Source organism: Micromonospora sp. NPDC047557 (genome assembly GCF_043205095.1).
Classification (GTDB): domain Bacteria; phylum Actinomycetota; class Actinomycetes; order Mycobacteriales; family Micromonosporaceae; genus Micromonospora.
This window is the reverse complement of sequence record NZ_JBIDDK010000008.1, coordinates 117,116-131,183: the sequence shown is the minus strand read 5'-3', so window position 1 is coordinate 131,183 and position 14,068 is coordinate 117,116. Positions and strand designations below refer to the sequence as shown.

The window sequence follows — 14,068 nt, the reverse complement described above, 5'->3', positions numbered from 1 at the left end:
CTCGCGTCGAGCGGCTCAGACGCGGGTTGTCCGGCGGTCGCGCCGCCACACCTGGCGGAGCCGGTCGACGAAGAAGTCCCGGTTCACCCAGTAGAACTCCAGCCAGATGTTGTCCGGGTCGCGCAGCCAGATCTGCGACCCCGCCTCGTGCTTGGAGGTGGTGATGCCGGAGTGCGCGACGCCGACGGCGTCCAGGTGGGCCACCCACTCGTCCAGGTCGGCGCGCTCGGGCACGTGGTAGGCCAGGTGGTGCAGCCCCGGGCGGCGCTCGTCGAACCGGTCGCCGTCGACGCCGTCGGGCGGGTCCACGAGGCAGCCCAGCACCACCGAGGCGAACGACGCGGTGTGCAGCAGGGTGCGGAAGCGGAAGCCGGACTCGGGTGGCGTGACGTCGTTGACCACCACCATCTCGAACACGGAGCAGTAGAACGCGGTGCTGCGGTCCAGGTCGACGACGGTGAGGTTGACGTGGTTGCGACCGTCCAGGCGTGGCATCGCCGGTCTCCTCAGGCCGTCCGGCCGGCCGCCGCGACGGCCGGTCTGCCGGTGGCCCGGTCGCCGTTGGGCGCGGGCACCGCCGGCACGGCCTCCAGGACCGACATCGACGAGGTCGGCGTGATCCGCGACAGCCGGAACCCGGCCTCGTCGAGCAGCGCGCGGAACTCCGGCTCGGTCCGGGTCCGCCCGCCGAACAGCGCGAGCGCCTTGACGTCCATCACCTTGCCGGTGTCGTCGTGGTTGCCGTAGCGGCTCACCGACTCGACGATGACCAGTCGGCTGTCGGGCCGGGCGGCGGCGCGGACGTTGCGCAGGATCGCCGCGGCCTGTTCGTCCGGCCAGTCGTGAATGATCGTCTTGAGCAGGTACACGTCGGCGCCCTCGGGCAGCGGGTCGAAGAAGCTGCCGCCGCGGACCTCGCACCGGTCGGCCACGCCCGCGCGGGCCAGCACGTCCGGTGCCTCGGTCACCACGTGCGGCAGGTCGAGCAGGATCGCGCGCAGCTCGCGGTGGCGGGCGAGCAGGCCGGCGACGAAGGTGCCGTGCCCGCTGCCCACGTCCACGAGCGTCCGGGCCGTGCCCAGATTCAACGCCGGCGCCACGGTGCGCAGCACGAACGGGTTGACGCTCTCGGCCGACCGCTCGAACCGGACGCACTCGTAGGGGTGGTCGGCGAAGTGGTCGTAGTAGCGCGTGCCGCCGTGCACGTGCCCGAACGCGGTCTCGCCGGTGCGCAGGCTGTGCGTCAGCCGCGCCCACGAGTAGATGTCCGGCGGCATGAGGGGGAAGCACTCGCGGACCGAGAAGGGATGGTCGCTGCGCAGCGGTTCGGCAAGTGGGGTGAGCCCGAAGACCTCGGGCGTGACCTCGGTGAAGATGCCCCGGCCGGCCAGCGCGCGCAGGCCACGGGTCAACGCGCCGGGGTCGGCGCCGACGCGCCGGGCCAGCACGTCCACCGGCAACGGACCCTCGATGAGCTGGTCGGCGACCGCGAGGTCACACATGACCCGGATGGTGAACGGAACGATGTAGTCGGCCAGTTCGGTGAGGCGGGTGACCGACGCGAGGTCGATGCGAGGCGTCACGGGCATGTCCGTACGGTATCCGGTCGAGCGTTGCGATACCAGATAGCATACGAGACACTTGATACGTGCATCTGAACCTGTTCACCCAGTGCTCGCCGTCACCGCAGTTCAAGGGGTTCTGGCGGCACCCCGCCGACCGCAGCGCCACCGGCTACCGCGATCTCGGCTACTGGGTCGAGCTGGGTCGCAGGCTGGAGGCCGCCTGCCTGGACGCGCTCTTCTTCGCCGACGTGCACGGCACCTACGACGTCTACCAGGGCTCCTGGCGGGCGGCCGTGCGGCACGCCGTGCAGATCCCGTCGATCGACCCGCTGCTCGTGCTGCCGGCGATCGCGGCCACCACCTCCCGGCTGGGCCTCGCCGTCACCTACTCGACGACGTACCACGCCCCGTACGAGTGCGCGCGGGTGTTCAGCTCGCTGGACCACCTCACCGGCGGACGGGTCGCCTGGAACATCGTCACCTCGTATCTGCGGTCCGCGTCGGCGAACGGGCTCGGCTCGTACCTGGACCACGACGAGCGCTACGACCGGGCCGACGAGTACGTCGAGGTGGCCCGCCGGCTGTGGGAGGAGAGCTGGGACGACGACGCGGTCCGGCGTGACGTCGCGGCGAACGTCTTCACCGACCCGGACCGGGTGCGCGAGATCGGCCACGAGGGGCGCTGGTTCTCCGTGCGGGGCCCGCACCAGTGCGAGCCGTCGCCGCAGCGCACCCCCGTGCTCTATCAGGCCGGGGCGTCCGGGCGGGGGATGACGTTCGCCGCCCGGCACGCCGAGGTGGTCTTCCTGACCATGGCGGACCCGGCCAGCGGCGCGTCGCAGGTGGCCCGGCTGCGCGCCGAGGTGGCCGCACACGGGCGCGACCCGCGCTCGGTGAAGGCGTTGCAGGGCAGCATGGTGATGGTCGCCCCGACCCGGGCGGAGGCCCGCCGACGTGCCGAGGAGTACGTGGCGCTGTGGAGCGGCGAGGGCCAGCTCGCCAAGTGGTGCGGCTGGATGGACGTGGACCTCGCGGCGTACCCGGACGAGACGCCGGTGGCGGAGATCGCCGGGCAGGGCAGCCAGAGCTTCGTGGGTTTCCTGCGCCGACTCGGGCCGGAGCGCACCTGGACGGTCGGCGACGTGCGCTACCTGGTGGCGACCGCCCGCCGGCCCCGCACCGGAGCGCCGGTGACCCTCTTCGGCACTGTCGAGCAGGTGGCCGACCGGATGGAGGAGTGGTGCGCGGTGGCCGACGTGGACGGTTTCAACCTGATCCCCTGCCCGACGACTCAGGGCATCGACGACATCTGCGACCTGCTGGTGCCGGAGTTGCAGCGCCGTGGCCTGTTCCGCACCGCGTACGACCCGGCCGAGCGGACTCTGCGGGAGCGCTACTTCGGCGCCGGCGCGCCCGTGCCGGCCCGGGTGCCGGCCCGGGATACGCCGGCGCCGGCCGAACCCGCCGCCGCGCGCGGCTGACCCGCTGCGCACGGCCGGCTCGCACGCCGCCGAGCCCACGGCCGGCTCGGATGCCGCTTAGCCCACGGCCGGCTCGCACTGCTGGCTGACATGCCGACGCCGTGTGGTCAGAACATCGTGGTGTCGACGTCCGCGCCGGCCAGCAGCGCGCCGACCGTGGCGTAGCTGTCGCGGCTGTTGACGAAGTGCTGCGTCGCGGTGTTGATGTCGCGCAGCCGGCGTTGCAGCGGCGACGAGTCGAACACCGTCGACGCGCCGGCCAGCGCGTACGCCGTCTGCACCGCCTGTAGCGCGGTGGCCGTGACCTGCGTCGCGGTGGCCCGCAGGCAGGCGCGGTCCAGCGCGCTGAGCACCTCGCCGCGCCGCGCGGTCTCCCAGGCGGTGGCCGCCTCGCGGTGTAGCAGCGCCCGGGCTGCGCGCAGGGCCACGTGCGCCTCGCCGAGCCGGTCGTGGAACACCGGGGAGTCCGCCAGTGAGCGGGTGCTGAACGTCCGCCGGCGGCCGGCGGCGGCGTGCGCCGCCGCATCGTGCACGGCCCCCTGCGCGATGCCGAGGTCGACAGCGGCGATGAGTAGCCCGGCCTGGGCGATGCGAAAGACCGTGCGGCGCACGTCGTCGCCGTCGCCGACCAGGCTGAAGCCGCGGTGCTCGGGGCAGCTCCGGCTGGCCGCCCGCACGTCCTGGCTGGCCGTGCCGCGCAGCCCCAGCACCTGCCACGTGTCGACCTGCTCCAACTCGCCGGCCGGGAAGAGCACCATCCGGGTCAGCGGAGCCCCGTTGGGCAGGGTGCGGGGGGTCCGGCCGTCGAGCACGATGCAGTTCAGGTAGATCCAGCTCGCCTGGGGGCTGCCGGTCACGAACGGCCACTGGCCGTTGACCCGCCAGCCGCCCGCGCCGTCCGGGGCCGCCCGGCCCTTGGGCGCGACCGCGCCGGCGCCCAGCACGTCCGGGCCGTGCGCGTAGATCTCGTCGCGGGCGGCCTCGGGAAAGCAGGCGAACAGCAGGTGCGCCAGGCCGACCTGGCCGATCAGCCAGCCGGTGGAGGCGTCCGCCGTGGAGAGCTGCTCGATGACGCGCAGGGCCTCGCCCAGCGGCAGGTCCGCGCCACCGTAGGCGGCCGGCACCAGCATCCGCAGACAGCCTGCGGCGCTCAGCTCGGCGAGAACGTCCTCGGGGACCCGGCCCGCCCGGTCAATCTCGGCCGCCCGCTCGGCGAGCGCGGGGAGCAGTCCGTCGACGCGGGGAAGCGTACTGGTCACGGTTGGACTCTATCGTCTTCCTCGTATCTTGTTTAGCCTTGTATCTGCTATCAATCTCGGATAGACGTACTGGGGGAGGAGGTGACGGGCCGATGACCGAACGCGCCGTTTCGGAATCGCCGCTGCTGAGCTGGCTGGAGCATCCCCGGCCGGACCGGGGCGTGCACTTCGCCGCCGCGGGCGACGACTGGACCTTCCTGTCGTACGCCGAGCTGGCCGACCGGACCCGGGTGATCCTGGCCGGCCTGCGGGCGGTCGGGGTGGTCCCGGGCGACGTGGTGTCCATCGTCGAGCCGGCCGGCCCCGACTTCGTCGCCACGCTGTTCGCCGCGATGGCCGCCGGGGCGGCGCCCTCACCGATCGCCCCGCCGCTGAACTTCCAGGACCGCGCGGTCTACGGCGAGCACGTCTCGGGCCTCCTGCGCGCCGCCGCGCCACGGGTGGTGGTCTGCGCGTCCACCCTCACCGCCGCGATCGCGCCGCTGGCCGCCACCGCCGGCGTCCGGCGCGTGCTGAGCGCCGACGAGCTGGCCGACGCCGCCAGCGGCTCCCGCGCAGCGGTCGCGGCGCCTGGCCCGCTCGCCCTGCTGCAGTTCACGTCCGGCTCCAGCGGCCGCGCCCGGGGCGTGCAGGTGCCGCACGCCGCGCTGGCCGCCAACGTCGCGGCGATCCGGCGGTGGCTGGCGATGACCCCCGACGACCCGACCGCGTCCTGGCTGCCGGTGCACCACGACATGGGCCTCATCGGCTGCCTCGTCACCCCGGTGGTCAACACCAGCGACCTGTGGCTGATGCCGCCGGAGGAGTTCGTCCGCAACCCCGGGCGCTACCTGCGCTGCTTCGGGGCACGCGGCGCGCGGCTGACCTCGATGCCGAACTTCGGGCTGGAGTACATCGCCCGCCGCGTACGCCCCGAGGCGTTGACCGGGCTGGACTTCTCCGCCTGGCGCGCGGTCATCGTCGGCGCCGAACGCGTCGACGCCGAGGCGCTGCGCCGCTTCTGCGCGCTGCTCGGCCCGCACGGCTTCGACCCCCGCGCGCTGCTGCCCGCGTACGGGCTGGCGGAGGCGACCCTGGCCGTCACCGGACTGCCGCTCGACGAGCTGTACCACGCCGTCGAGCTGCGCCCGGACCGGCTGCGGCTGGGCGCGCGGGCCGTCCCGGACCCGGCCGAGGGCGTCGACGGGGGCGTCGAGGCGTACCCGGTGGTGGGCTGCGGCCGGCCGCTGACCGGGGTACGGGTGCGGATCGTGGACGAGGCCGGCACGCCCCTGCCGGACGGGGTGGTCGGCGAGATCGAGGTGCACGGCCCGTCCGTCGCGAAGGGGTACGTCAACGCCAACGACTCGGCGTCGCAGACCGCGCTGGGCGGTGGGGTGCTGCGCACCGCCGACGCCGGCTTCCTGCACGACGGGCAGTTGCACGTGCTGGGCCGGCTCGGCGACAGCATGAAGGTTCGCGGCCGGGCGGTCTTCGCCGAGGACCTCGAATGGGCCATCTGCCGCCCCGGCGTGCCGGCGCAGCGGATGGCCGCGCTGCTGGGCCACCGGGGCGGCACCGCGACAGTCGTGGCCGTGTTCGAGCAGGCCCAGCCGGAGTGGCTGGCCCAGGCGGAGCGCGAGCTGCGCCGCCGGGCGGAGGGCGCGCAGGTCGTCATCGTGGACGCCCCACGCGGCACCATCGCCCGCACCTCCAGTGGCAAACCCAAACGACGCCAGCTGTGGCAGGCGTTCGTCGATGACCGGCTGCCCGGCACCGTGGTCACCACGGGAGCGGCCGGTCAGCGGGACCAGACCGAGCAGACGACGACGGCGTCCTGAGGGACGTTCGGACAGGAGGCGGGAATGACCGACGCGACCAGGTCGACGACAGCCGAGGTGCGGACCGAGGCGGAGGTGCGGGACTCGGTGACGGCGATCGTCACCGAACTGGCACCCAACCCGGAGCAGACCGAGGGCGCGGGTGACTCGCGGCTGGTCGAGGACCTCGGCTTCCACTCCCTCGCGCTGCTGGAGTTGGCCTTCACCCTGGAGGACGAGTTCGAGCTGCCACCGATCGACGAGACGACCGCCCGCAAGATCGTCACGATCGACGCGGTGGTGGAGCACGTGAAGGACATCCTGCGCTCGCGCGGCGAGCTGGCCAGTTGACCGGCCGCCCGGGGAACGCACCGGGCGCGGCGACACTGCGCGGCCCGACGCCCGGCGAGTCGGACCAGCGGGCCCGGGCGTTGTCGCTGCGGCTGTTCCTGGCCATGCTGCACACCCAGGAACTGCTGGCCGGCTACCTCGGCGCCCGGCTGGGGCTCTACGAGGCGCTCGACCAGGGCCCGGCCGACGTGGCCGAGCTGTGCGCGCGTACCGGGATCGACAGCCGGTACGCGCGGGAGTGGCTGGAACAGCAGGCCGTCGCCGGGTTCATCGAGGTGGACGACGTGACGGCCGCCCCCGAGCGGCGGGTCTACCGGCTGCCGCCGGGGCACGCCGAGGTGCTACTCGCCTCGGACAGCCCGCTGTCGCTGGTGTCGCTGACCATGCTGCCGCTGGGCGGGGTGGCCGGCGCGTTGCCGGCGCTGCTCGACGCGTACCGCACCGGCGCCGGGGTGCCCGACGAGGTGTACGGCGACGACTGGCGGCACGGGCACTCGGGCGCCAACCGGGCGCTGTTCACGTACTCCCTGCCGGGCTGGCTCTCCTCGGCGCTGCCGCACCTCCACCAGCGGCTCGCCGCCGCGCCGAGCCGGATCGCCGACATCGGTTGCGGCGCGGGCTGGGCGGCGATCGCGCTGGCCGGGGCGTACCCCCTCGCCGAGGTCGACGGCTACGACCTGGACGCGCCGACGGTGGCCGCGGCGCAGGCGAACGCCGCGTCCGCCGGCGTGGCCGACCGCGTGCGGTTCCACCGGCGCGACGTCGTGGACCCGGAGCTGGCCGGCCGGTACGACCTGGTCTGCGTCTTCGACGCGCTGCACGAGATGAGTCAGCCGGTGTCGGTGCTGCGGGCGTGCCGGCGGCTGCGCGCCGACGCGGGCGCGGTGCTGGTGCTCGACGCCAAGGTGGCGCACCGGTTCGTCGCACCCGGCGACGAGATCGAGCGTTTCCAGTACGCCACAAGCGTGCTGCACTGCCTGCCGGCCGGTCTGGCCGGGCCCGACTCGACGGCCAGCGGCACGGTCCTGCGCCCCGCGCAGGTCCGCCGGTTCGCCACCGAGGCCGGGTTCGCCGACGTGCAGATCGTGCCGGTGGACGACCGGTTCCACCGGCTGTACCACCTGACCGGCTGAAAAGGGGGCGGGGGAGGGCGGCGACGCCGTCCCCCGCCCCCTTTTCAGCCCGCCAGTTCGGCGCCGAGCGCCCGCTTGTCCACCTTGCCCACCGGCGTGTGCGGCAGCGCCGTGCGCAGCTCCAACCGGTCCGGCAGCTTGTACGCGGCCAGCCCCCGCTCGGTGAGGAAGTCCCGCAACTGTCCCAGGGTGGGGGCGTCGGCGCGGGGCACCACCACCGCGCAGGTCTTCTCGCCCAGGACCCGGTCGGGGACGGCGAGCACGGCTACCTCGCGGACCGCCGGGTGGGCGAGCAGGTGCTCCTCGACCTCGCCGGCCGGCACCTTCTCGCCGCCGCGGTTGACGACCTCCTTGATCCGGCCGACGACGACCAGCTCACCCGTCGGCGTCCAGCGGACCAGGTCGCCGGTGCGCAGGAAGCCGTCCGGGGTGAAGGTGCGCGCGTTGTACTCCGGCACCCGGTAGTAGCCGCGCAGGGTGGTCGGGCCGCGCACGATCAACTCACCGACCTCGCCGGGCACGACCTGCCGGCCGTCCTCGTCGACCACCTGGAACTCGTCGGCGGCGGACAGCGGACGACCCTGGGTGTGCGCGGCCAGCTCCGGCGGGTCGTCCGGGCGGGTGCAGCAGATCGGGCCCTCGGCCATGCCGAAGAAGTGCGCCAGTCGGATCCCCAGCTCCCGGGTCACCCGCTCGGCCACCGCCGGGCTGAGGTTGGCGCCGCCGACCTCGACCACCAGGCCGAACAGGTCGGCGCCGAGCATCGGCGCGAGGTCGGCCCACAGCGGCAGGAAGGGCGGCATCAGCGTGGTCAGGGTGACCCGCTCGCGGGCGATCAGCCGGAACGCCTCGTCGGGGCTGGGACTGCCGGCCAGCACGGCGGTGGCGCCGACCCGCAGCGCGCCGAGGACGCCGGGGCAGCCGAGCGCCGCGTTGTGGGCGACCGGCAGCGCGGCGAGATAGACCCCGTCCGGCCCGAAACCCATCGCGGCCGCGGTCGCCCGCAGCTGGTACGCGTAGTCGTCGTGGGTGCGGGGGATCAGCTTCGGCAGGCCGGTCGAGCCGCCGGAGAGCAGGAAGAACGCCACGTCCGACGGGTCCGGGGCGGGCAGCGGCACCGGATCGGCGTCCACGTCGGACAGGGCGGTGAACTCGCCGGGGTCACCGACGACGAACACCTCCCGCAGCGACGGCGTCTCGGCCCGTACGTCGGCGGCGAGCTTGCGCAGGTCGTACCCCTGGACCTGGTCGACCGTCACGTACGCGACCGCCTCGGTGTGCGCGCACAGGTGGCCGATCTCCGCGCGCCGGTGCGCCGGCAGGGCCAGGACGGGCAGCGCGCCCAGGCGGAACAGCGCCAGGCACAGCACCACGAACTCGACGCTGTTGGGCAGTTGGACCACCACCCGGTCGTGCCGGCCGATGCCGTGGGCGCGCAGCCCGGCGGCCATCCGGTCGGCCCGGCGGTCGAGGTCGCCGTAGCTCACCCGCTGTGAGTCGGTGACCAGCGCGGCGCGCTCCGGGTCGGTCCGTGCCCACTCCCGGCCCAGGTCAGCGAGGGATTCGCCGCGCCAGTAGCCCTGCGCGCGGTAGCGCTCGGCCAGCTCCCGCGGCCAGCTCACACATCCGTCCAGCATCCCGTGCCTCCCGTGAACGACGGTGACAGCGACCCGCTCACAAGCTAGTGTGCAGATACACGAGATACAAGACACGTGATAGTGGAGGCGGTTGATGCTGGCGGCGCGGCCCCGTACCGACCTCGGTGCGCTGACCCGGCTCACCGAACTTGCCGACTACATCGTGCCGTTCACCATCCGGGTGATCGCCCAGCTCGGCGTCGCCGACCAGCTCGTCGACGGGCCCCGGCCGGTGAGCGAGCTGGCCGAGGCCACCGGCGCGCACGCCCCGTCGCTGCTGCGCGCCCTGCGGGCACTCGCCGGCAAGGGCATCTTCACCGAGGTCGAACCCGAGGTGTTCGGCCTGACCAAACTCGCCGAGCCGCTGCGCACCGACCACCCGCTGTCGCTGCGCGACGCGTACCCCCTGATGGCCGCGGACGTGCGCGCCTGGGCCGGGCTCGCCCGGTGCCTGCGCACCGGGGAGGCCGCCTTCCCCCGCGTCCACGGCGCCGACTACTGGTCCTACCTGGCCGGGCACCCCGCCGACAGCCTCGCCGTCGACCGCTGGATGTCGAGCCTGACCCGGCTGCACCTGCGCACCGTGCTGCCGGCGTGGCCGTGGGCGCAGGCCGGCCACGTCGTCGACGTGGGCGGCGGTGACGGCGCGTTCCTGGCCGGCCTGCTCAGCCGCTGCCCGCACCTGCACGGCACCCTGCTCGACCTGCCCCACGTGGTGGCCGCCGCGCCGGCCCTGCTCGCCCGGGCCGGGGTGGCCGACCGGTGCCGGATCGTGGCCGGCAGCTTCTTCGACCCGCTGCCGGCCGGCGCCGACCTGTACGTGCTCAAGACGATCCTGCCCGGCTGGGAGGACGCCGACGCCACGGCCATCCTGCGCCGCATCGCCGCGGCGATGGGCCCGCGAAGCCGGCTGTTGCTGCTGGAAGCGATCATCCCCACCGGCGACGTCTTCGACGTCGCCAAGCTCGTCGACCTGCACACCCTGGTGCTCACCGGCGGTCGGCACCGCACCCGCGACGACCTCGTCGACCTGTTGGCCGGCGCCGGCCTGCGGCTGGACCGGGTCGTCGCCACGCCCACCCTCACCGTGATCGCCGCCGGTCCCGCCGGGCCGCAGCTGACATCCCCCTAGGAGGTATCGATGGCCCCGAGCCGACCCCGGATCGACATCGAGTCGGTGTTCCGACTGACCGAGCTGGCCGACTACATCGTGCCGTTCACCGTGCGCGCGGTCGCCGAGCTGGGCGTCGCCGACCAGCTCGTCGACGGGCCCCGGCCGGTGAGCGAGCTGGCCGAGGCCACCGGCGCGCACGCCCCGTCGCTGCTGCGCGCCCTGCGGGCACTCGCCGGCAAGGGCATCTTCACCGAGGTCGAACCGGAGGTGTTCGGCCTGACCAAACTCGCCGAGCCGCTGCGCACCGACCACCCGCTGTCGCTGCGCGACGCGTACCCGCTGCTGGAGCCCGACATCGAGGCGTGGGCCCACTTCGACCACAGCATCCGCACCGGAGAGGCGTCGTTCGACCAGGTCCACCCTGAGGGCTACTGGCCGTACATGGCCGCCCATCCACACGACAGCGCCCGCTTCGACGCCTCCCAACAGGCGGCCACGCGGCTGGAGCTGCGGGCCGCGCTGCCCGCGTACCCGTGGGGCGAACTGACCACAGTGGTCGACGTCGGCGGCGGCAACGGCGCCTTCCTCGGCGGCATCATGGCCCGCTTCCCGCAGCTGCGGGGCACCCTGTTCGACCTGCCGCACGTGGTCGCCGAGGCCGAACCGGTGCTGCAGAAGCTCGGCGTGGCCCAGCGGTGCACGGTGACCGGCGGCAGCTTCTTCGAGACCATCCCGGCCGGCGCGGACGCGTACCTGCTCAAGCGGATCCTCTACGGCTGGGACGACGACAACGCCGTACGGCTGCTGAGCGCGGTGCGGACGGCGATGCGGCCCGACAGCCGGCTGCTGGTGCTGGAGCCGGTGGTCGAGGCCGGCGACCGCTTCGACGTGGGCCGCCTCTACGACCTGCTCCTGCTGGCCATGGTCGGCGGCGGCGCCCGCTCCCGCGAGCACATCGAACGGCTGCTGGACGCCGCCGACCTGCGGCTGGCGCGCAGCGTGCCCACCATGATGTTCCCCATCCTCGAGATCGTCGCGAAGACGGAGGCGTGAGCGATGCGACTGGTCGTGGACTTCTCCCGCTGCGAGAGCAACGCGGTCTGCGTGGGGCAGGCGCCGGAGGTGTTCGACGTCGGTGAGGACGACCGACTGCACATCACCGAACAGCCGCTGGAAGGCTCGCTGGGCGCCCGGGTGCGCGAGGCCGCCCGCCGCTGCCCGAAGCAGGCGCTGTCCGTCGTGGACGACTGACGACGTACCCGATCCCGGCACGCCCGTGCCTGCACCGGGTCGAGGACGTAGGGGCTACGCCTGCGCATCGGATCCTTTGCTCTGCTTCAACGGAGGCAACACCCGGTGTCCGGATAACGGACGCGTGGTGTTGCGTGGGTTGAAGCAGAGCAAAGGACGGGCCTACGCATCCCCCGCCGCCCGCCGCCCGCGGAGCGCGGTGGCGTCGGAGCTAGCGGACGGCGTACGCCTCCCGGATGGCCGTCCAGACCCGCTCGGCGGTGACCGGCATGTCGATGTGCCGCACGCCGAGGTGGCGGACGGCGTCGACCACGGCGTTCTGCACCGCCGGCGGAAGTCCCACTGCACCCGACTCACCAAGGCCCTTGGCGCCGAGCGCGTTCACCGGAGTGGGGGTCTGCGTCGCCACCGTCTCGAAGGAGGGCAGCTCGGCCGCGCCGATCATGGCGTACCGGTGCAGGTCACCGTGCAGAGGCGTGCCATCGGCGGCGAAACGGACCTCCTCCACCAGCGCCTGACCGGCGCCCTGCGCCAGGCCGCCGTGCACCTGCCCCTCGGCCAGCAGCGGGTTGAGCAGCACGCCCGCGTCGTCGACGGCCACCACTCGGCGCAGGGTCACCTGGCCGGTCTCGGTGTCGACAAGCACCACCGCCAGGTGCGCGCCGAACGGGCAGGTCGCCGCCGTCGGCTGGAAGGTCGCCTCTGCCGACAGCCCACCGCTCGGACCTTCGTCGGCGGCCAGCTCGGTCCAGTGGACGACGTGCCCGACGGTCGAGCGGAACCGTCCCGCGGCGTACTCCACCTCGTCGCGGGCCACGCCCAGGTGTCCGGCCGCCGCGTCCCGGCCCCGCTCCACCAGGGCCAGGGCTGCCTCGCGGACCGCCATGCCGCCGGTCTGCAACGACCGGGACCCTCCGGTGCCGCCGCCAGCCGGGATCGTCGCGGTGTCGGAGTGGCGTACGTCGACGCGGTCCAGCGCCACGGCGAGCACGTCGGCGGCGAGCATCGCCCACGCGGTGACGTGGCCCTGGCCGTGCGGGCAGGTGCCAGAGTGGACGGTGAACCGGCCGGTGGTGTCGACGCGGATCGAGGCGTACTCGCTGCGGGTGTCCGCGCCGGTGATCTCCACGAAGGTGGACAGGCCGATCCCGAGCTGCTGGACGTCGCCGCGCTCGCGACGGGCCGCCTGCTCGGCGCGCAACGCCGGGTAGTCGGCCTCGGCGAGCACCCGCTCCAGCGCCGCCGGGTAGTCGCCGGTGTCGTAGCGGGCGCGCGTGACCGTCGTGACCGGGAAGCTCTCCGGCGGCAGCAGGTTGCGCCGGCGCACCTCGGCCGGGTCCAGGCCGATCTCCGCCGCGTACACGTCGACCATCCGCTCCAGCGCGGCGACGGCCTCCGGCTGCCCGGCCCCCCGGTACGACACCACCGGTGTGGTCGTGGTGGTGACGCTGGACGAGCTGAACTTCGCCCGGCTGATCGCGTACGGGCCGGTGAGCATCGTCCGGGTCCAGAACGGCAGGATCGCGCCGATGCGCGGGTACGCCCCGGCGTCCTGCACGACCTCCAGCGCGTACGACACGATCCGCCCGTCGCGGGTGCCGCCCAGCTCGGCGCTCTGGTGCTGGGCGCGGCCGTGCCCGGCGGCGGTCATGCTCTCGCTGCGGGTCTCCGCCCAGCGCACCGGGCGGCCGAGCCGGCGGCTGGCCCAGGCGACCAGGACGTCCTCCCGGCTGGCGAACGCCTTGGAGCCGAACGCCCCGCCGACGTCGCCGTTGACCACCTGGACCCGTTCCTCCGGCTCACCGAGGGCCGCCGCGAGCTGGCCCCGCCACAGGTGCACGGCCTGGCTGCCGGCGCGGTAGCGCAGCCCGTCCGGCCCCCACTCGGCCTGCCCGGCGCGGGCCTCCAGCGGGCAGGGCGCGACCCGGGGGTTACGCATCCGCTGCCGGACGACCACCTCGGCGCCCTCGTGCAGCTCGGCGCGTCCGGCCGGGCGCCGGAAGCCCAGTTTGAGCACCATGTTCGTGCCGGCCTCGGGGTGCAGCACCAGCTCGTCGGTGAGGGCCTCCTCGGGGTCGACCAGCACCGGCAGGGGCGCGATGTCGGCCGTGACGAGGGCGGCGGCGTCGACCGCAGCGGGGCGGCTGGTCGCCAGCACCGCGGCGACGGGTTCGCCGACGAAGCGCACCACGCCGTCGGCGAGCACCGGGGTGGTCATCTTCTGGTTCAGCACCCCGGCCTCGGGGGGCAGCGGCGGCAGGTCCACGTCCGCCGCCGTGAACACCGCGACCACACCGGGGGCTCGGCGGGCCGCGTCGGTGTCCAGGCCCCGCAGCCGGCCGTGGGCCACGGTCGAGCGGACGACGACCAGCTCCAGCGAGTCGGGCACCCGCACGTCGTCGACGTACGTGCCGCCGGTGGTGAGCAGGGCGCGGTCCTCGGTACGCCGGACCGGTCGGCCGATCAGTGACATCTGCG

General features: G+C 74.0%; 12 protein-coding genes. 7 read left to right on the top strand and 5 right to left on the bottom strand.

The window, feature by feature from the left end; genetic code table 11:
• Positions 1-15: 15 nt before the first annotated feature.
• Positions 16-495, bottom strand: coding sequence for a VOC family protein (locus ACGGAQ_RS20085; protein ID WP_393051359.1), 480 nt, complete (start codon positions 493-495; stop codon positions 16-18).
• 11 nt (positions 496-506) lie between these two features.
• A complete protein-coding gene (locus ACGGAQ_RS20080) occupies positions 507-1,589 on the bottom strand; it encodes a methyltransferase (RefSeq protein ID WP_393051357.1) in 1,083 nt (360 codons plus the stop codon).
• A 59-nt stretch (positions 1,590-1,648) separates the two neighbouring features.
• On the opposite strand from ACGGAQ_RS20080, the gene ACGGAQ_RS20075 reads away from it, so the two are divergent.
• Positions 1,649-3,046 carry an LLM class flavin-dependent oxidoreductase gene (locus tag ACGGAQ_RS20075; protein ID WP_393051355.1) on the top strand — a complete coding sequence of 466 codons (1,398 nt, stop codon included), beginning with the start codon at positions 1,649-1,651 and terminating at the stop codon, positions 3,044-3,046.
• 107 nt (positions 3,047-3,153) lie between these two features.
• Here the strand turns inward: ACGGAQ_RS20075 and ACGGAQ_RS20070 are convergent, their stop codons facing one another.
• The gene (locus tag ACGGAQ_RS20070; protein ID WP_393051353.1) at positions 3,154-4,305 is read right to left on the bottom strand and encodes an acyl-CoA dehydrogenase family protein; all 1,152 of its coding nucleotides are present in this window, start codon (positions 4,303-4,305) and stop codon (positions 3,154-3,156) included.
• A 92-nt stretch (positions 4,306-4,397) separates the two neighbouring features.
• On the opposite strand from ACGGAQ_RS20070, the gene ACGGAQ_RS20065 reads away from it, so the two are divergent.
• Genes ACGGAQ_RS20065 through ACGGAQ_RS20055 form a run of 3 tightly spaced genes read left to right on the top strand, consistent with a single transcriptional unit; the run spans position 4,398 to position 7,588 of the window.
• The gene (locus tag ACGGAQ_RS20065; RefSeq protein ID WP_393051351.1) at positions 4,398-6,125 is read left to right on the top strand and encodes an AMP-binding protein; all 1,728 of its coding nucleotides are present in this window, start codon (positions 4,398-4,400) and stop codon (positions 6,123-6,125) included.
• 24 nt (positions 6,126-6,149) lie between these two features.
• Positions 6,150-6,455, top strand: coding sequence for an acyl carrier protein (locus ACGGAQ_RS20060; RefSeq protein WP_007460186.1), 306 nt, complete (start codon positions 6,150-6,152; stop codon positions 6,453-6,455).
• Complete coding sequence (locus ACGGAQ_RS20055) at positions 6,452-7,588, top strand: class I SAM-dependent methyltransferase (protein WP_393051349.1); 1,137 nt, start codon at positions 6,452-6,454, stop codon at positions 7,586-7,588. Before ACGGAQ_RS20060 ends, ACGGAQ_RS20055 begins: the two co-directional genes overlap by 4 nt.
• Before the next feature lie 44 nt (positions 7,589-7,632).
• Here ACGGAQ_RS20055 and ACGGAQ_RS20050 read toward each other — a convergent pair whose 3' ends face one another.
• Positions 7,633-9,225, bottom strand: coding sequence for a (2,3-dihydroxybenzoyl)adenylate synthase (locus tag ACGGAQ_RS20050; RefSeq protein ID WP_393051347.1), 1,593 nt, complete (start codon positions 9,223-9,225; stop codon positions 7,633-7,635).
• A 94-nt stretch (positions 9,226-9,319) separates the two neighbouring features.
• Here ACGGAQ_RS20050 and ACGGAQ_RS20045 point away from each other — a divergent pair, with 94 nt between their 5' ends.
• From ACGGAQ_RS20045 to ACGGAQ_RS20035, 3 genes are read left to right on the top strand one after another with little or no spacing between them, the layout of a single operon-like run.
• Positions 9,320-10,357 (top strand): methyltransferase, encoded by a 1,038-nt coding sequence (locus ACGGAQ_RS20045; RefSeq protein WP_393051345.1) that lies wholly within the window; start codon positions 9,320-9,322, stop codon positions 10,355-10,357.
• Between the two features lie 9 nt (positions 10,358-10,366).
• Positions 10,367-11,392, top strand: coding sequence for a methyltransferase (locus ACGGAQ_RS20040; protein WP_393051343.1), 1,026 nt, complete (start codon positions 10,367-10,369; stop codon positions 11,390-11,392).
• 3 nt (positions 11,393-11,395) lie between these two features.
• Positions 11,396-11,590: a ferredoxin gene (locus tag ACGGAQ_RS20035; protein WP_393051341.1), complete on the top strand. Its 195-nt coding sequence runs from the start codon at positions 11,396-11,398 to the stop codon at positions 11,588-11,590.
• Positions 11,591-11,801: 211 nt separating this feature from the next.
• On the opposite strand, the gene ACGGAQ_RS20030 is transcribed toward ACGGAQ_RS20035, so the two are convergent.
• Positions 11,802-14,063, bottom strand: coding sequence for a xanthine dehydrogenase family protein molybdopterin-binding subunit (locus ACGGAQ_RS20030; RefSeq protein WP_393051339.1), 2,262 nt, complete (start codon positions 14,061-14,063; stop codon positions 11,802-11,804).
• Positions 14,064-14,068 lie beyond the last annotated feature (5 nt).